General features: G+C 30.9%; 9 protein-coding genes. 2 read left to right on the forward strand and 7 right to left on the reverse strand.

Annotated elements, in window-relative coordinates:
* Window positions 1-124: 124 nt before the first annotated feature.
* From KLA_RS05260 to KLA_RS05270, 3 genes are all read right to left on the reverse strand, one after another.
* The gene (locus KLA_RS05260; protein WP_034644464.1) at window positions 125-1,660 is read right to left on the reverse strand and encodes a RagB/SusD family nutrient uptake outer membrane protein; all 1,536 of its coding nucleotides are present in this window, start codon (window positions 1,658-1,660) and stop codon (window positions 125-127) included.
* A gap of 11 nt (window positions 1,661-1,671) precedes the next feature.
* On the reverse strand, window positions 1,672-5,379 hold the full coding sequence (locus KLA_RS05265; protein ID WP_235183519.1) for a SusC/RagA family TonB-linked outer membrane protein: 3,708 nt from the start codon (window positions 5,377-5,379) through the stop codon (window positions 1,672-1,674).
* 100 nt (window positions 5,380-5,479) lie between these two features.
* Window positions 5,480-6,655, reverse strand: a complete 1,176-nt coding sequence (locus KLA_RS05270; RefSeq protein WP_013622007.1) for a FecR family protein — start codon at window positions 6,653-6,655, stop codon at window positions 5,480-5,482.
* Window positions 6,656-6,765: 110 nt separating this feature from the next.
* On the opposite strand from KLA_RS05270, the gene KLA_RS05275 reads away from it, so the two are divergent.
* The gene (locus tag KLA_RS05275; RefSeq protein WP_051456044.1) at window positions 6,766-7,371 is read left to right on the forward strand and encodes an RNA polymerase sigma factor; all 606 of its coding nucleotides are present in this window, start codon (window positions 6,766-6,768) and stop codon (window positions 7,369-7,371) included.
* 66 nt (window positions 7,372-7,437) lie between these two features.
* Here the strand turns inward: KLA_RS05275 and KLA_RS05280 are convergent, their stop codons facing one another.
* The 4 genes from KLA_RS05280 to KLA_RS05295 form a co-directional block, all read right to left on the reverse strand.
* Entirely contained in the window at window positions 7,438-9,192 is a 1,755-nt protein-coding gene (locus tag KLA_RS05280; protein ID WP_084470680.1) for an alkaline phosphatase, read from the reverse strand.
* Window positions 9,193-9,323: 131 nt separating this feature from the next.
* Complete coding sequence (locus KLA_RS05285; RefSeq protein ID WP_034644467.1) at window positions 9,324-10,910, reverse strand: RagB/SusD family nutrient uptake outer membrane protein; 1,587 nt, start codon at window positions 10,908-10,910, stop codon at window positions 9,324-9,326.
* Window positions 10,911-10,931: 21 nt separating this feature from the next.
* Window positions 10,932-14,003, reverse strand: a complete 3,072-nt coding sequence (locus KLA_RS05290) for a SusC/RagA family TonB-linked outer membrane protein (RefSeq protein ID WP_034644468.1) — start codon at window positions 14,001-14,003, stop codon at window positions 10,932-10,934.
* A gap of 179 nt (window positions 14,004-14,182) precedes the next feature.
* On the reverse strand, window positions 14,183-17,905 hold the full coding sequence (locus tag KLA_RS05295; protein ID WP_235183520.1) for a two-component regulator propeller domain-containing protein: 3,723 nt from the start codon (window positions 17,903-17,905) through the stop codon (window positions 14,183-14,185).
* A 324-nt stretch (window positions 17,906-18,229) separates the two neighbouring features.
* Between KLA_RS05295 and KLA_RS05300 the strand changes: the two genes are divergently transcribed.
* Window positions 18,230-21,043, forward strand: a complete 2,814-nt coding sequence (locus tag KLA_RS05300; RefSeq protein ID WP_034644471.1) for a triple tyrosine motif-containing protein — start codon at window positions 18,230-18,232, stop codon at window positions 21,041-21,043.
* Window positions 21,044-21,052 lie beyond the last annotated feature (9 nt).

The raw sequence follows: 21,052 nt of genomic DNA on the forward strand, positions 1-21,052 counted from the left end.
TGAAGATTTTTAAACTATGCAACCCTTATTTTTTAGTTAATGATATGTTTATTAACTAATGGTTTAAGAATAGTTTATAGGAAAAACAAGGCTTAAATATTATAAGCCTTGTTTAAAAAAATAACTAATACTGATTTTGTTCTAGCTCTCCGTTAGAAATTAAAATTTCTTCATTTGGAATTGGAAAAGCATATTTTCTAGATTTTACATCAAGTGTTGTTGTTATTGGCGCTTCGCCACCATTAATAGCACTTGAGTTAAATGGATAGAATGTTCTAGACAAGATTACATCATCAGATGCGTCATCATTATTATTGTAGCGTCTAATATCATACCACCTATGCACAAAAGGCATTTCTCTTCTACGCTCTTCTAAAACTTTTGTTAAGGCTTCGTTTTGATTTAACGCGCTAAGTTCTATTGCATCTACAGGTGCTGTGGCATCCATTCTGGCAGCTCTTAGTAGGTTTGCTGTTTGTAACCCGTCTGCCCAAGCACCTTGCCTAATTTGGCATTCTGCTTTAATTAATAGCATTTCTGGTACAGAAGGCCCACTTGGAATATCATCTTTAAAAAAGAATATATAACCAGGATAACTAAATGGCGGTGCAATGGCACCACGTGAATATGAATAATCTTCAACTATGTGATATCTATACCTTAAATCATACTCATCATCATAAAGATTAAGTAATTCTTGTGATGGCCAGTTTGCCCAAGATGGGTTTGATAACATTCTGTAATAATAGGCTTCTCCAAATTCAAGCCTATCTTCTGCTACATTTTGTTGATCGTGTGTATAAGGATACAACAACTCAACACGCTCTGGGGCAGGATTAAATATAGTTGCAAAAGCTGGTATATCAGAAAAACGCATATCTGTATTGTAATTTCTTAAATTACTATACTCATCTAGTGCATTTTGTGCATAATCTTGTGCCAAAGCATATTCATTTAATGCCAAATAATACCTTGCTGCAAAACCATTAACTGCAGCAGTACTTGCACGCCAAGAGTTATTTAAACCATTAACTTGGCTAAATTCTCTTGTGATTTTTAAAGCATTCATTAGGTCTGACTCTATAAAATCATAAGTTTCGCCTAGACTAACTCTGGCTGTACTTTCACTAAAACTTGTTGTTTGTTTTATTGGTAAGCCTAATTCATCTAAATTAGTAGTAGAATAAGGCAAGCAATAAACATTTGCCAAAACAAAATAACTGTAAGCTCTAATAAAATAACATTCGGCTTTTATATTGGCTTTTTCTTCTTCAGAGGCTGCCACAGCGTCAATTTGTTCTAAAATATAATTGGCTGTAAATATTTTTTCCCACTCTGCTGGCCAACCAGAAAATCTGCCAGATTCATTGGCTGCTAACTCTGTGTTCCAAGTACCAAATATAGCACTAGCAGGAGAATACGCTCTATTAAAATTATCATGCATATTTGTGCTTAACTCAAAATCATCTGAACCATAGATTAAAGGAAAAATAGCTTCATCTGAAAATTCATTGTAGTTATTTAATAAAGCTTCAAAATCTTCTAAAGATTCTGGTGTTACCGAATCGTTTTTAGAAGGATTTTCTTCTAAAAAATCATCACAGCTACTAAAAGCTGTTATTAGTAGTAATATTGCTATATATTTATATGTTTTTTTCATAATGTTTTAGTTTAAAAGTTTAAATTCATACCAAATGTAAAAGTAGCCTGTGGCCTTAAAGTGCCTTTTGGAAACTCTGGGTCTTCATCAAAATCATTAAATAAAACCACACCAACATTATTTGCTTGCGCATAAAAACTTAAACTATTTAAGCCTAATTTAGATATTACTTTATTAGGTAAATTATACGTTAAGTTAACTTCTTGAAACCTTAAATGGTCTGCATTTTCAGTTAAATAGTTCATATAAGGGTAAAACCTGTCATAGAAAAAATATCTAGATGAGATTTCTGGTATAGGTATAATGCTGTTTGGGTCTCCGTTTGCAACTTCATTGTACTTTTCGTTTACACTAGTATTACCGCCAGTAACAGCATTGTAATTAAAGCTTTGTCTTCTAAAAACATGACCAAATTTACCTGTAACAATAAACGATAAATTAAAGTCGTAAATTTTAAAAGAGTTTCTAAAACCAACTATGGTTGGTGCATTGGTTGTGCCTTGCGCCTCCATAAAAGTTCTAGCATCGCCATTAACAAATGTGGTTAATGGTGCTAGTTCACCATCTACACCTATTACTGTTGGTTCTGGCGTACCAGTACCAAAATCAAACATGCCGCCGTATTGGTAAGACCATAAGGTGTTAGCATCAAAACCTTCTCTGTATGAGGTTGTTGGGCCAGCTGTTAAATCTGATGCTGTATAAACACCTCTTTCAAAAGTTGTAATTTCATTTTTATTATGAGAAAACGTTAAATTACCAGACCAAACAATGTCATTGCCATTTATTGGTAGTGTGGTACCTAAACTTACTTCAACCCCCTTATTCACCATTTCGCCTCTGTTTAACAATTGGCTAGTTGTACCATACACAGATGTTAAACCTTGATTAACTATTAAGTCTTTACCTTGCTTGTTATAAACATCTATAGCACCATTTAATTTGCTGTTAAACAAAGAGAAATCTGCCCCTAAATTCCAGCTATAGGTTTTTTCCCATCTTAGTTGTGGGTTACCAAGATCTGTAACACTGGCTGTTATTTGGTTTGTAACATCATTTAAGGAATTACTTAAATTAATTAGTGGCATAAATGATGCACTTGGTATTATATTACCTCCAGCACCATATGTTGCTCTAAGTGATAACCTGTCTACCCAATTAACATTATTCATAAATTCTTCTTTATCTACATGCCAACCTAAGCCAACAGACCAAAAAGGATCATAACGTAATTTGGGATCTGGAGCTACTATATTTGCGGCATCTGTTCTGTAACTACCCGAAACAGTATATTTGTTATTGTATGTATAAGCTAAATTACCATACATAGAAAAGAACCTATTTGTTCTTTCTGTAAATGAGTGTTCTGGAGCTAAATCAAAGTTGTAAAAAAAGCTACTTAACCGTGCTGGGAAAAAATTCCATAAAGAGTGTGATTCTATATCAACTAATAAACGAGATGTTGTTAATTTATCTGGGTCATAACCAAAGGCAGCTGGGTTTGATGTTGTAGAAAACACCCTGTTAGACATTTCTGTACCAGCGATAAAATCTATATTATGCTTATCACCAAAAGTACGATTGTAGCTTAACTGATTTCTAAAATTATACGATCTAATTTCGCTGCTACCTTGTTCTAAAATACCGCCTTTAGGAACTAATTGTGTTGGTACACCACCAAAATTCCATTCAGGTCCAGATGTTTCGTTAATAAATTGGCGAACATCAAATGTTTTGTCACTATAATAGTTTTCTGCTTCAGAATTAAAAATTTCATATTGAATTCTAGAAGATAATTTCATCCCCTTAATTAAATCTAAAGTTAAGCCTGCATTTATTCTTGCGTTTAATTGCTTAGTATTTAAATTTCTGTTATTAATTTCTGTAATAGGGTTATATGACCAGTCTGAGTATGGAAAATTATTAAAAGGTACATAAGCATCTACATTAGGTCTGTAATAATGTAAATAAGACATATCTGTTAAACTGCCATCTTCATTTTTAAGCATATCCCATGGCGCTAAAGATTTTATAGTGTTTAACATACCTCCAGTACCAAATAACGGATCTGCCTGACCAGAATTAGTATCAATATCATTATGCTGTAACATAGCGCTAAACTCAAAATTAAGTCTCTTACTTAATTTTGTATTGTTTTTAAAATTTATAAGATATTTTGTTTGTTTGTCTCCTTGAAAATAGGTTTTGCTATCTTCATACATTAATGATAAGCTGTTAGACATTTTTTCTGTACCGCCATTAATTGCAATATTGTGTTGTGTAATTAAAGGCGCACTTAAAAGGTTATCTCTAATTTGCTTTTTATTATCTAAAGAAGAGAGGTAGTTAAGTGTAGCGTCTCTATCTGCGTCAGAAATTCTGCCTAATCTTGCCTCATTCATAGCTACAATAGCTTGTGAATATGGACCAAAATCACTTGTGCTTGGGCTATTTCCTGGAGGGTTACCTAAAATACTGCCAAAAAAGTTAGTATCAAACGCTGCTTGCTCATAAGCTAAAGTCTCTTGGCTATTAGCTCTAGCTAAAGCATAATCTAAATCTATTTTACTAGAAGCTCTCACAAAAGAAGATACAGAAACGTTTGTTCTTCCTTTTTTTCCTTTTTTTGTTGTAATAACAATAACTCCATTTGCTGCTTTTGCCCCCCAAATAGAAGCTGCTGCGGCATCTTTTAATACAGTTACACTTTCTACGTCATTTGGGTTAATTGTACCAAAACCTCCGGTAATATTAGGAGTATTACCACTTACAATTCCTAAATCTCCAAATGTATCTAAGCCAGAGTCTATTGGGAAACCGTCAACAACAATTAAAGGTTGCGCATTAGCGCTTAATGATGATTGCCCTCTAATTTGTATGTCTATAGAACCATCAGCATTGGTAGTTGTTTGCAAACCAGCAACAACACCTGTTAGTCTTTCTGCAATACTACTTGATGGTTTTTCTATTTGTTTTTTAGACACTCCTACGTAAGATCCAGTAGCACGTTCTTTAGAAATTTTTTGGTAACCTGTAGAAACAAGTACAACCTCATCTAATTTACTAATTGCCTCTTTTAAAACTATATTATAACTAGTTTTTCCTTCAACTATCTCTGTTGTATATGTTTCAAAGCCAATACCTCCAACGTAAAGAAAATTTCCTACATCTCCCATAATTTTAAAATTACCGTCAAAATCTGTACTGGTTCCTCTTGTTAAAAAGTCTTTTTTATTGTCTGAACCATTTTGTTTCCTATCGGTAACATAGACATTCATCCCTAATAAAGGAACACCTAGTTCATCTACAACCTTACCTTTTATTTGCAATTGGTAAGCTCTTTTTTTATTAGACTTTTTTACAATTACAATTGTTTTGTTTGGTAAAAACTCATAAGACACATCACTATTTTCTAGTGTTTTATCTAATAATGCATTAGCCTTTATGATACCTTTATGTAGCACCACTTTTGGATAAGCATCAAAAAAACCTTCACTATAAATAAACTTATAGTCGGTTTGTTCCATTATAATATCAAAAACCATATCTACACTAACAACAGCATCTTCTTTAATACTGATTTTAGCGTTTTGTGAGAACGAATTTGTAGTGGTAAAACTAAAAATTGTGGTACACCATAAAAAGATAATAGCTTTCATAATCTTCATCATTAGTTTTCTTCTATAGCAGAAGAGAACATTCATTAATTTAATTTTCATAAATTTGAGTGTTTTTTTGGTTAGTTACTTAATTAATCGAGATTCAATACAAAATGGGGGATAAAGTGTTATTCTTTGGACGGTATAAACTTTGTTCCCTTTATTTTATGTAAATAATTCTATTTTTTATTTCATAGGCATTTATGTTACTTGTGTTTTTAATAATTTGTAAAATTGTTTCTATATCCTGTGTTTTGCCCAGTACTCCTTTAAAGTTAATATTTTCTAGGTCTTTATTTTCTATTACAAAATCTACATCATACCACCTAGACAATACTTTTGTTATTTCTATTAATGATTTATTTTTAAAGTTAAAATTACCTTTTCGCCAAGCAATTTCATTTTCTACATTAACATTGTAAACTTCTACTTTTTCAGCAATACCATTTGCTATTACTGCTTGTTGCCCTGGCTGCATATCTGCTTTATAAGATCCGTTTTCTAGCATAATTCTACCTTCTACCAAGGTAGAGTATATAAAGTTTTCATTTTTATAAGCCTTAATATTAAACTCGGTTCCTAAAACTGCAATGTTTTGTTGGTTGGTAACAACATTAAATCCGTCTCCGTTATGGTTTTCACTAGGTGAAACATCAAAATAAGCCTCGCCATAAACCAACTCTACAGATCTAGACATTCCTTTTTTAAAATATACCGGATACTTTATTTTTGTTTCTGAATTTAACCAAACCTTGGTTCCGTCAGACAATTGCAATGCATATTCACCACCACGCGGTATAGTTAAAGAGTTGTAAATAGTTTTACCTTTTTTTCTGCCGGCTGTATATTTAAGTTCTTTTCCGTTGCTTTTTGCTTTACCAACGTTAACCTCTTTACCATTTTCTAAAACTACTAAAGAGCCATCTTCTAAAGAAAGAGTTGCTTTATTAGAACCCACTTTTATATTATGTGATACTTGTACTGGCTCTGCTCCTGTTTTATTAAATAAAGATGTTTTAAAAAATATACCAGACATTACAAGTACCGCTACAGCTGCAGCTGTGGAATATTTTATTAAAGTAAAAATTTTAGCTTGCTTTGCTTTCTTTTTATCTTCTTTAATAGTATCTAACAATTGTTGCCTTGCCTTTTCTGTATTAAACTTTTGTAATACATAATCTGATACAACATTTATTTTTATATATTCCTTTAGAAACTTTTCATTATTTAAGTCGTTATTAAGTAACTCCTCTAAACCATCGAGCTCTTTTTTAGTAGACTCTCTAGTAAGGTACTTAGCTATTAACTTATCTAATTTTGTTATTTTCTTTTTCATTATATTTTTAACATATATACTTTAATACGTATACATTTTACTTAACCCTAACATTTTATTAAAGTTTTTTATATATTGGCAACATATTTAACCAATTATTGTCTTTTTATATGAGTCCCCCATTAAATAGCGACATTAATTTTATAAATGCACTTAAGTCTGGAGATACTTCTGCATACAACAAGCTTGTTAATGATTACCACCAGAAACTTTGCGTTTATGCGCTTAACCTTACACATGACCGTAGTGAGGCAGAAGATATTGTGCAAAATGTTTTTATGAGAGTTTGGCGCAAGCGAGACAAGCTAAAGGCCAATTTTTCTATACAGAGTTTTTTGTATAAATCTGTATATAATGAGTTTATAGATCATTATAGAAAACAAAAAAATGTTTTTCCTTTAGAAAAAAAGTATTTAGATGCTTTACACCATTTGGTAGAAGAAACAGATGTTGTCTCCTTTGATAATCTTATTAAAAAGGTAAAACAAGAAATACAAAATTTACCACCTAAATGTAAAAATGTTTTTTTATTAAGCAAGCAAGAAGGGTTAACTAATATAGAAATTGCAGAGTATTTAAATATTTCTATAAAAACAGTAGAAGCCCAAATAACTAAGGCTTTTTATATTTTACGTACTAAAATTAATAAGAAAAAGGATAGTAATTTATTTTTATATTTTTCTATCCTAAAACTAAAAAGAGTACTGCTTTTTTAAAAGTTAAAAGGCGCAACAAAAAACTTTTGCCACGCCTAATAAACTAAAAAACGAAATATTAAAAAACTATTTTTTTACTTCTAATGCCTCTAATATTTTATAAAACACCTCTGTGTTTTCAAAAACTCCTGTAAAATTATTTGACTTTGGTCCGTACGCAAAAACAGGAACCATTGTAGCAGTATGATCATGAGTTATAAAATTTCCTTCTACTTTTAGGTGGTTACCGTTACCACTTGCAATACCAAAACCAGATGTTTCATGATCTGCAGTTATAATTACTAAGGTTTCTTCATTACTATCTGCAAACTTTATTGCTTCTGCTATAGCCTTATCAAAATCTATAGTCTCTGTTATAATGCCTTTAGTGTTATTAAAATGCCCAAAAGAATCTATTTGTGCAGCTTCTACCATTAAAAAAAATGGGGTGCTTTTACGGTTTAAAAAAGATAATGCTTCTTTGGTTGTTTGCGCTAATAAGTTACCTCTACCATCCATAACCGATGGCACTCCTTTGTCTGCTAAAAAAACTCCTAACTTTTTTGACGTGTTCTCCCCTACTTTTAAAACATCGTTTACTATAGTAAATTCTTTCTCTAGCGGTAAATTTTTATACAAACTAGCCCCGCCACCAGCAAAAAAATTAAGATTACTTTTTAATAAATCTTTTGCTATTTGTGCTGTATTATCTCTATCTATTGCCTTTGCATAAAATGCAGAAGGTGTTGCACCTGTAATTTTATCTGTAGTTATAATACCTGTTAAAAAATTAGCGTTACCTAATACTTCTACTAAAGTTGGTAATGGTTTACCATTAACATCTGTGCCAATAGCTCTGTTGTTTGTTTTTTGCCCTGTAGAAATAGCTGTACCAGCAGCAGCAGAATCTGTAACTAAATCATCTGCAGATTGGGTTTTTAGTAACCCAACAGATTTTAACTGCGTAAGTGTTAATTGCCCTTTATTTGCAATTGTTGCTGCCGTTATTTGAGACAAGCCCATACCGTCACCAATCATTAAAATAACGTTTTTTATGGGCTTGTTTTTCTTATCAGAAACATAAGTAGGTATATAAGTTTTTGATAAGGATTGTGTTGTTAATGTACGTTTATTTAATGTTTTTACATAAGTTACACATTTGTACGGCATATCTGTATTTATAACATTTACACCCATCTCTACAAATGTTCTCCATGCTGTTTTAGAATCTGGTGTAGCCCAAAACCTAAAAGGTTTATTTAGCTTTTTTACTGAAGCAATTACGTTGCTTACCACATCATAATCTGTATGTGTTAATCTTCCTTTACCGTTCCAAACAGAATATTTTTTAAAACTTGTACTAACCATACCAACTTTATCCCAGTTTTTAGGAGATAGGGTATTGTTTAACTCTTGATGATCAAAATAAATATAACTTGGATAAGTGTAATAAGTGCTTGGTTTAGGTCTGTTACCAGATATTAAAAACTTAATATTTTTATGTGATGTTAATACTGTATATTTTTTTAATACAGTTATAATTTTTTGAATTGTTTTTTCTGCATCAGATTTAACATCTATCATTAAAATTACATTAGATGTTGTTAACTGCTTGTTATTTACAGCTTGTTGCAAAGGGTCTAAATACAAGCTTTGTAGCGTATTGTTTGGTATTATTTCTTTTTTTGTGTGGGCTACAAACAATTTGTTTTTTGTTAACCAAACGTCTGCCTCTATAATATTGGCTCCGCTAGATAGCGCATTCCAGAATGGAACATTTTGTAGATAATCATTATGAGAATGAATAAGAATTTGATTTTCTTTTTGAGCAAAAGAAATCATAGAAAAAAAACTAACGACAAGAATGATACATTTTTTCTTAAATGTGAACATATGAGTATATTATAAAAAAGGTGCTGCGCAATTACAGCACCCTTTTCTTGTTAAAAAAACTAATTGAAACTTACTTTTATTTACCAACCTTTGTTTTGTGGTATTCCAGATGACTCTATAACAGTATTTGGTATAGGCCACACATTCATATAAGATGCATCAAAATTTCTGGCAGGCCATACTATTTCTGATGTGTATGGAGAATCTGGGTTAGACCTGTCTGTGTAAATTCTTCCATAAATAGGTTCTGCATAAGTAGCAGCCGCATCTCCCCAACGTACCAAATCAAAATGTCTGTTTGCAAATTCACCTGCTAATTCTACTCTACGTTCATGTTTAAGGTCTTCCATAGTAGCATTTGTTATTGGAGCTAAACCGGCTCTATCTCTAACCATATTTAGTGGCTCGTCTCCGTTTTTACCATCTGCAATTAAAGCTTCTGCTTTCATTAACAACACCTCTGCGTAACGCATTAATGGTACATTGTAAACTGTAGTTGGGTTATCTCCGTTAGAATTTAGGTATTGCCCAATAGGGTTTTCAAACTGAAACTCATACATGTATTTGTTAAACTGGAAACCTGAGATTGAATTTTCTGATTGGTATCTTTTATCTTCACCAAAGTACTTAAATTCATCACCAAAATTTAAAATAGTAACACCTCTACGTACATCTCCTGTTTCATACTCATTATACAATCCTTCAGACGGAGTGTAATAACCCCAACCGTTGTATTTACCCCAGCCTTTGTTTTCTAACATTACACCAGATAAAATACTACCACGGTCTACACCAGAGTTTACAGACCAAATGTATTCGCTTGTCCAGTTATTTAAATGACTGTGTAACTCTCTGTAATCTACCTCTGGATTGTCTGTATCTATTAAAGCTCTTCCTGAACCAGATGTTGCAACTGCATCTGCATATTTTACAACTTCTGCATACCTAGATGCATCATAAGTTGCCCAGTATAGGTTTGTTTTAGCTAAATAACCTAAAGCTGCATCTTTATGAGGACGACCATAATCTTCTGCACTATAATCTGTAAACAACGGTAACAATTCTGCTGCCTTTTTTAAATCCTCTTCAATTTGCTTGTAGTTTTCTACAACAGAAGCAGGTCTTGCGTAACTACCTCCTTCATCAAACATATTATCTACAGTAATAATTGGCACACCACCATTTACATCATCACCATAAGTATGTGCTACCCAAAAGTAACTAAAGGCACGCATAAAATACGCTTCACCTAGAACACGGTTTTTAGTACTTTCTGATATTTCCATTTCTGGAACGTTTAATAAAATATCATTTGCACGTCTTATTACTTGGTAAGATTTTGTGTAACAAGTAGAGGTATAACTTCCTTCACTACCATCAATATTAAAATCTTTTATAACATCTGCTGTGGCTTTAATACGACCTGTAATCATATCATCAGATGCGTTAATGTACCAGAAAAAACCTCTACCAAACATTTCTTGGTCAGACATTAACAAGTATAAACCATTTGCAGCCTGTACAGCATCTGTTTCTGTTTTCCAGAAACTCTCGTTAGACACCTTACCCAAAGGCTCTAAGTTTGTAAAATCGTCTGAGCAAGAGGTTAGGTTTAACCCTAAAACACCCAAAGCAATTAATCCTAATTTTTTATATGTATTTTTCATTGTATTCTTTTTTTAGTGTGATTATAATGACAGTAATAATCCTAATGTGAATGTTTTTGCTACAGGATATTTAGCAATATCTAATCCTTTACCACCTACTTCTGGATCTAAACCTGTATACTTTGTAAACGTTACTAAGTTTTCTCCTGACACATACATTCTTAATGATGAACCTTTAGATAGTTTATCCATTACCTTATTGTTAAAAGTGTATCCTAAGGTTACGTTTTTAATACGTAAGTATGATGCATCTTCTAAATACCAGCTAGATGCAGTACCAAAGTTTTTATTATCATCTTTTGTAGAAATAATAGGAATATCTGTATCTGTATTTGTTGGTGACCAAGCATCTAAAACTCTGTTATCTAAATTATACCCAGATAATGCGCCATTATAGGTTGTAAATTTATAACCGTTAAAAGCCTTAACACCTGCTACGCCTTGTAAAATAAGATTAAAATCGAACCCTTTGTAGTCTAAGTTTGCACCCAAATTATAGGTTACTTTAGGTTGGTAAGCATCATAATACTTACGGTCTTCAGAGCCTATTTTACCATCGTTATTAGTATCTTGAAATTTAAAATCTCCTGGCCTTGCGTTTGGTTGTATTAAGTTACCATCTTTAGTATAAGCATCTATTTCTGCTTGTGTATTAAATATGCCTAATTGCGGAATTAAATATGGTGTATATAATGCACCACCAACTTGTGTTTGGTAAGGAACTAATACGCTTCTTACATTGTCAGTATGATAAAAAACATCCTGACCAATTGATGCGTAACCATCTAAGTTCTCTAACTCATTTTTAATAGTTGTTGCATTGGCATTAATACTATAGTTTAAGGCTCCGTTTGTATTTGTATAAGTAGCAGAAACCTCTAAACCTGTGTTTTTTACTTGTCCGCCATTTACATCTGCAGGAGATATACCTTGGTTAATATCTGCTAAACCAGGAATAATCATTCCTTTGGTTGTTTTTTCAAAATAATCTACAGTTAAGCTTAAACTGTTGTTAAATAAAGATGCATCTAAACCAAAATCTAAAGACTCTGCTGTTTCCCACTTTAAATTTCTGTTTGCATTTCTTTGTACGTAGCTACCAACATTATCAAAATAAGCACCATTTTCTCCCATAACTACGTTACTACTAGCTACAGGAACATCAAAAGGATAATAACCACTAATAGACTGTATGTTTCCTATTTCTCCCCAAGATGCTCTAAATTTTAAATCGTTTATTGCATCTATATTAAAGAAAGACTCGCTAGAAATTCTCCAACCTGCAGATACAGATGTAAAAGTATCTGACTGGTTTTCTACTGCTAGTCTAGAAGACTCATCTGTACGTATACTACCAGATATATAATACTTATTGTTGTAGTTATACATAACCCTACCTATTGCAGAAGTTAATGCTTCCTCAAAAGGGTTATTACTTGGTTTATTTAACAACTCAGCATTTTGCATGTATTGGTTAAATGGCTCTTCTGATGAAAAACCTGTCCCGCGCAGGTATATATAATCTCCTTTTGTTTTTTGAGCAGAATAAATTGCTGTTGCATTTAAATTGTGGTTACCAAAAGACTTGTTGTAAGAAAGTTGGTTGTCCCAAATCCATTTATTTTGAGTAGTATTTGTTTGTAATAATGAATTTTGACTATTACTACGGCCTAACTCTGGTACACGAGGATAAAACTCTTTTGTTTTATTATCTCTGTAAGAATATGAGTAGCTTGATTTAAATGCTAAACCATCTAACAAATCATACTTAAAATATACGTTTGCATTTATAAATGTTTTAGGAGACTCTTTTGTTGGTCTTAACAATAAAGCTAATGGGTTGTAAACATCTCCGTAAGCACCTGCAAACTGAGATAAGTTTTCTGGTACAACACCTGCAAAACTTCCATCTTCATAACGTGTTGGTGATGCAGATGGCATATAAATTGCGTTTATTATAGTACCAGAATATGGATTATCTGTATTAGTACCGTAAGCTTCATCTCTAGAGAAATAAATATTTTCACCTACTGTAATTTTATCTGTAATGTTAAAGTCAGATTTTAGCCTTAAACTATAGTTTTGAGAACTAGTACCCTCTAACACACCTTCTCTATCTCTAAAAGCAAAAGAAGTATAGTAATTGTATTTTTCTCCTGCTCCACTTAAATCTACATTTAAGTTATTTACAGTTGCATCTCTAAAAATAGCATCAATCCAATTTGTACGGTTTACTTGTCCGTATGGGTTTTGCGCTGCGTCATGAGCAGATTGTCTTGGCACACCTGCATTATCTGCTGCTAAGTTATACACCTCTGACTGTTGCTGTGCAGTTAAAGGTGTTGGCAAATTAGATGCTGTTTTTATACCAGTATAGTAGTTAACATTTAACCTAGGTTTTCCTGTTTTTCCTTTTTTAGTTTCTATCACAATTACACCAGATGCAGCTTGTGCACCATAAATTGCAGCAGAAGCAGCATCTTTTAATACAGATATAGACGCAATGTCATTAGGGTTAATTTCTGGACCACTATATGGTAAACCATCTACAACCACTAAAGGAGACTCCGAGTTTAATGTACCAATACCTCTAATTTTTATACTAGCTGTACTTGTTGGATCACCACCAGAACTTAATACAGTAACACCTGCTATGTTACCTTGTAAAAACTCCTTATAATTACCAACTGGTCTACTTGTAATTGTACCCACATTTGCCGCTGTACCAATTGCCGAGGTTAAATCTCCTTTTTTAGTAGATCCGTAACCTATAAGTACAACCTCATCTAAAGAGTTTGTTGCTTCATCTAAACTTACAGCAATTGTTTGGTTACCATTATAAGCAACTTCTTTACTAGCAAAACCTAATGAAGATATTACCAATACTCCATTTTCTTCTTTTAACTGTAAAGTAAAGTTACCATCAAAATCTGTTGCAGTACCTGTTGTAGTTTTACCTTTAATAGTTACTGCGGCACCAGATATTGGTAATCCGTCTGCGTTAGACACCACTGTGCCTTTTACTGTTACCTGCGCTAGCATGGTAGATAAACACCCTAAACTGAGTGTTAGAAAAAAGTATAATTTTTTCATTTTAATTTATAGTTTTTGTTTTTTTCAAATGTATTGTGTGGTGTTTTTTAAAGGGGGTAAAATTGTTTCATGCAAGCGGACAATTAGTACAAAAAGTGCTATTTGAGCATCAAAAAATAGGACTTTTGTTACAGTAACATTAACCTAACATAGAGCTAATCCTAAACAAACAATACATTTTATATTTTTTGCTCCTTATAGGTTTTAGGACTTACCCCAAAATGCTTTTTAAATGTGCGACCAAAATATTTACTGTCACTATAACCACACTCAAAACCAATTTCTGAGATATTAAACTTTTTATTTTTAAGTAGATATTCTGCTTTTTGCAAACGCAAAGAAGTTATAACGTCTGATGGTGATTGCCCCAACTGTTCTTTAAACAATCTGTAACATTTAATTCTAGATATTTCTAAAATTGATATTAGTTTTTCTACATTAAAGGATGGATTAGACAATTCTTCCTTTATAATTTCTAAACTACGTTTTAAAAGTTTTTCATTGCTAGACTGTAGGTCATTTTCTTCTGTAAGAATTTTAAAAATTTCTTGCTGAAACTTGTTTTGCCCACGACCTGTACTCCTATTTATTAAAGACGTAATTTTATTACTGATAAAAGTTTTACTTGCTGGCAATTGTATAACTACGTCTATACCAAATTCTAAAGAGGTTTCTTGTAATGCATAGTTAATTTCTTCTGATATGTATACTAACGGAACTCTATCCTTTTTAGGAATTTCTTTGTACTTCTGTAAAAAATAGGCTATTTCTTTAGTAAACCCTATTTGATAAAACACCAAAACATCTATCTGTAATTGTTTTAAGGCTGATGATAAATTGGTTACTACATCTTCAAACAATAAGTAATTATCTGTATTTTGTAATAGCTGATTTGAAATATTAAAATTTGAAGCTGCAGTAAAAACTAAAATTTTATTTTTATTAACCGGAAGCTTTTCTTTTATATCTAAGTGTTTCCAGGAAATGGTTTCTACTGCCTTTGTATTGTTCTGCATTACAATAACTGGTAAAGAAAAATTAAAGCTAAAGTAGTCTGCATTGTTTAAATTACAAGTACCGTTAAGATCTTTAATTAGCACTAAAAAAGCCTTGTAATACGGACTATAATTTAAAATATTTTTTACATTACCTTGTAAAACTGTACTGTTAGACGTTACTGTAAATTGCAATGTATTTTCTTGTAAAACAATAGCTACATCTAACAAGCTACTAGCCTCTGAGTATTTTACTATATCATTAAAAATATATTTTAATAAAAGTTTTAATCTTAATAAGTCTACCTCAACCCAATTTATACTCTTGTCTATTTGTGCATTAAAATTTGCGCTGTTCTGTTTTAATTTTTCTTTTACACTGTTAGCTATTTCTTTTAAAATAGGTAGTAATTTAACAGAAGTTAACCGCACTTCTCCTAACTCTTTAATATGATCTAAATAGTTCCATTCTGATATTAAATCTATTATTTTACCAGATTGCTGTAGAATTTCTGTTTTAGGTTCCTGATTATTTTTAATCTCATGTGCCATTTTTAGTATTATAGATAATGGCTGCTGAAATTGTGAGAGTACAAAGGTTTTAAACTTATCTACCTCAAAATCTTGATTTTTTAAATTGTTATGTAAGCTTAAAAGTTTTTCTTTTTGCTGAATAATTTCTTGGTTTTTATCATCTAACTCAGTATTAATTTTTAACAAGTCTTGCTTTTGTTTTTCTATAAGCTTTGTTCTTGCTACAATTTGCTCTTCAAGTTTTTTATGTTTTGCCTTTGTACTTTTATTTTTTAAATAAATAAACAACAAACCAATACCCACTATTAAAAGTAACAGTAACATAAAAAAACTAATAGTCTCGTAAAATGCTTTTTCAATTTTTAAACTAAAAACCTCTTTTGGTGTATCGTTTAGGTTATTTTTTAACAAAAAAGTATAATCCCCAGAGGACAAATTTTGGTATACAATATTTTGTTTTCCTTTTGCTAAAATCCAGTCAGTATTTTTACCACGTAGTTTATAATAGTAACTGCTTGTTTTTTTTACCGGAAATACTATAGGCGTAACTGTTACATTTATAGTATTGTTGCTATGTTTTTTACTAATTGCCTTATTTGTAGTAATAGGTATACTATTTACCTGCACTTTTAACTTAGCTGTATTAGGTGTAATAGTTAGCGCGTTAGGATTAAAGTAATTAAGCCCTATTACACCACCAAAAAATAATAATCCTTTGTTGTCTTTATAGTAGGCTCCTTCAGAAAATTCTGGTGCTTGCCAACCTTCTTTTGGGTTAAATGGTGTTACTTGGTAAGTATTTTTGTCTATAACAGCTATTCCTTTTGTTGTACTAACCCACATTTGGTTTTGGTTGTCTAAAACGCCATAAACCATATGACTTGGTAAGCCATTTGCATCTGTTATATTTTTTATAACTCCTTTTTTTGTGTTGTACACCGTAACGCCTCCCAATGATGCTATCCAATAGTTGTTAGTATCATGGTCTATAAAAAGTGAATAAACACTATTACCTAAAATTCCGTTTTTTTTGGTTAACTGCTTGTAATTACCTGTGGTAAGGTCTAAAATAAAAACACCATCTTGCTCGGTTGCAATAATTAAATTGTTTTTATCTTTTTTAATGTTTCTTATATTGTAATTTTTAAATTTATCTTGCCCCTTAAATTTTGTAAAACGCTGCGTTTTTAAGTTATACTTAGCCAAACCACCCCAACAGGCAATCCATATTGTATGGTTATCATCTTCATAAAAAGAATAATTTCTGTTATTTGGTAGTTCTGGTATGTTAGCAGCTTCAAAAGTTGTGTAACTATTATTTTTAATACGTAAAATACCCGCATATGTACCTACCCAAATACTACCATCTTTAGCTGTATAAAGAGACCTTACACGCTCCCACTCTTCGTTTTGTTTAGATTCTTTTACAGGGAACTTTACATAACATTTTGTTTTTTCACTATAATGATACAATCCGCTGTTGTAATACCCTATCCAAATATTACCCGCTACATCTTTAGTAATAGCCCTTGTAGTTTCTACTGGTAAATGAGGAAACCTATTAGGGTGCGGCATAACAGAAGATATTTCTTGAGAGCCCGAATATGCCATAGCTAAGCCACCATCTTTTTGGCCTAACCATATATTGCCATACACATCTTGGTTTAATGATGTTACCTCATTACTATAAAAAGTATAAGGTGTGTAAGCATCATATGTATAGTTATGTATTAAACTTGTAGTTAAATTATTAATGTGGTTGGGTATAATATAAATTCCGTTTTTAAACGTTGCAAACCATAAATTACCTTGCTTATCCTTTAAAACATCATTAATAACTAAATGAGGATATTTGGCTAAAAGTATTTTTTTAAATTCTTTTTTTTGATTGTTTTTAGAGGTGCCATCTGCGCCTTCAACAAAATTACCATTACTGTATTTATATATTTTTTCTCCAACCAAAACATTTATAACACCGCTGGTTGAAGCGTACATTGCCCTTGGACGCTGGTTAAATTTATAATGATGAAACTCATTATTACCAACATATTTACTAATTAATCCTTCATTACTAAAGGTCCATATAAAACCATCCTTATCTTTTTCTATACTGGTAAGGTAATTACTTGGTAAAGATTTTGGGTTATTAATATCATGTTTAAAAGTGGTAAATGTGTAACCGTCAAAATAATTAAGTCCGTCCCAAGTGGCCATCCACAATCCGCCATCGTCATCATTTAAAATATCTAAAACAGAATTATTAGATAATCCTTGGTCTGTAGTATAATTTATAAACTTTAATTGTTGAGAGTAGCCATACAAAGAAGCTAATAACAGGAGGTATACTATATAAAATTTCGTTTTCATCGCCATTTTTACAAACAGCTAAAATACCTTACCAAGGTCAAGTTAATATTAGGTTTAGATTAACAAAACCTTTATTTAATATTAGTATCTAATGTTACAAAGTAATGTTTATGGTAAATTACTATAGAGTGAAATGTTTATTTATAGTCAAATACCAAACAAGAAGTATAAAGTTGTGAAATTTATAATATTTTTACAAAAAACAATGTATAAAGTTCTTATTAGGAACAATAACTATCTTTTTGGCTTATATTACTATACCAGAGTCTAAACTATCTATACTAGAAATTTAAATAACGTTACAAATATTGTTTTGTTAAGTGTTCTATTATGAAAAATAAATATTATCAAACCATATTCTTACTTTTTTGCTTCTTTACTACTTTTACTACAGTAGCACAAGAAACACCTCCTATCTTAAATTTTTTATCTACAGATTATGGTGCAGAAAATCAAAATTGGTACATAAGCCAGGATAATAACAAAAATATATACGTAGCAAATAATGATGGTCTTTTGGCCTACAATGGTTCTAGATGGACGTTATACCCTTCTGTTAATGGTTCTGTTATAAGAACAGTTAAGGTTGTTGATGACAAAGTTTACACTGGTTCTTTTATGGAATTTGGGTATTGGAAACAAAATGAATATGGTAGCTTAACATACTTTTCTATTTCTGAAACCATTAAAGATGAATTGTTAGAAGATGAAATTATATGGAATATAAAGAGTCAAGACAACTATGTTATTTTTCAATCCTATGATAGAATTTATTTTTATGATACCACAAAAAAACAATTACATTATACAACAGACAAGGGTAATTATTATAGAGTATTTAAAGTAAATACTAAAGTATATGTGCAAAAATTAGATGGTACAATTTCTAGACTAGAAAATGGAATTGAAATTTTAATTGCTAAAATTCCTGAAGAATTAAACATAAAATACATATTAAATATATTTTCTATTAATAATACCTTAATTGTTTTAACTCGTACACAAGGTCTATTTAAAATACAAAATAAAACCTTAAATAAATGGCACATTCCAGGGGATACTTTTTTAGATAAAGCCCGAATTTTTAGAGGTATTCAATTAAGAGATAAAAGTTTTGTACTAGGCACTATTTCTAAAGGAGTTATTTACTTATCTGCTAAAGGAGAAATTATTAATACTATAAACCAATCTACTGGCTTAAGTAATAATACAGTACTTAACTTGTTTGAAGATGTAGATGGTAATGTATGGCTAGCTTTAGATAACGGTATAAATTGTTTAAACTTAAAATCATTTATAAAAGAATATAACGACAATTATGGTGATGTTGGTACCACTTATGCATCAATAGTGCATAATAACTTTTTGTACATTGGTACTAATCAAGGACTTTTTTATAAAAGCTTAGACTCTAACAAAGAGCTTAAGTTTATTAACGGAACAAAAGGGCAAGTATGGTCTTTACATACATATGACAATGAATTGTTTTGCGGACACAATTCTGGTGTTTTTAATATTAAAAACAATAAAGCAAGTCTTATAAGTAATATCTCTGGAGTATGGAATTTTAGACCCCTACCAAAGCAAAAAAATAAAATACTATTTGGGCACTATTCTGGCTTAGCAATTTTACATAAGCAAAATAATAAGTGGACATTGCAAAACAAACTAAATGGTTTTGAAATCTCTTCTCGTTTTTTTGAAATAAATAACACCAAAGATATTTGGGTTAACCATGAACATAAGGGTATATACCATTTAACTTTAAATGATAGTTTAACTGGTTTTAATAAAATAACTCTTTTTGATGAATTTAAAGGAAAAGCAGCTGGTTTAACAAAAACTAACAATCATATTATTTATGCAAATGAAAATGGGGTTTTTAAATTAGAAAATAAAACACAATCTTTTATAAAAGACAGCGTACTAAGTGCTTTAATTCCTAAAAAAGAATATAGGTCTGGAAAATTAATTTTTGACAAAAGAGAATTATTATGGTCTTTTAATAAAAATGATATTAAGTATGCACAAAAAGGTCCATTACCTAATATGGTTTCTATTAAATCTATTCCTATAGAAAATAATTGGAGAAAAATTAATTCTAGTTTTGAAAATATAGCAAGTTTAAATAACGATAATTATATACTAGGTAAAACAAATGGTTACATTAATGTAAACTTGTCTAAAATAGAATCAAAGTCTCACCAAGTTTTTATTGATAAAATAAAAGTTAAGGAAAAGGAGACAAATTATAATGATGTAAACATTTACAATAAAGGAGATTTTAAATTTAAACAATCTTCTGTATTTTTTAGTTATACTACTCCTAATTATAATAAGTATGAAAATACATACTACCAATATCAACTAGAGAATTTTGATTCTGATTGGTCTAGTTGGTCACAAAACTCTTATACCTCTTACGATAAGTTATCATACGGAGACTACGTATTTAAAGTTAGGTCTAAAATAGGCAATAAAATATCTACTAATATTGCCTCATACACTTTTACCATACAAAGGCCTTTTTACTTGTCAGCAATAGCAATAGTTAGTTATGTTTTGTTAGGGCTATTTCTTATTTTTTTAACTCATAAATTTTACAAAAGGTACTATTATAAAAAGCACCAAAAAACTTTATTAGAAAATAAGCAAAAAATGCAACTTTTAGAGTTTAAAAATGAACAAGAAGTTATTCGTTTAAAAAATGAGAAGCTAAATCAAGAAATAGAAAGTAAAAACAGAGAACTAGCCATCTCTACTATGAGTATAGTAAAACGTAATGAGGTGTTAAGAAGAATAAAAAAAGAACTTAAAAAAGATACCGGTATTACTAACACTAAACACCCTGTTTTTAAACTTATAGATAAAAACTTAAATAATGTTAAGGACAGAAAGTTTTTTATGGAAGCATTTAATAACGCAGACAAAGAATTTTTAACTAGAGCTAAAGAGCTTCATCCAGATTTATCTGCAAATGATTTAAAGTTTTGTGCCTATCTAAGACTTAACCTTTCTTCTAAAGAAATTGCACCATTATTAAACATTTCTGTAAAAAGTGTAGAGGTAAGAAGATCTAGACTTAGAAAAAAAATGAACCTTTCTAGAGAAACTAACTTAATAGAACACATACTATCCATATAATTGATAATA

The organism is Cellulophaga geojensis KL-A, assembly GCF_000568425.1.
GTDB classification, from domain to species: domain Bacteria; phylum Bacteroidota; class Bacteroidia; order Flavobacteriales; family Flavobacteriaceae; genus Cellulophaga; species Cellulophaga lytica.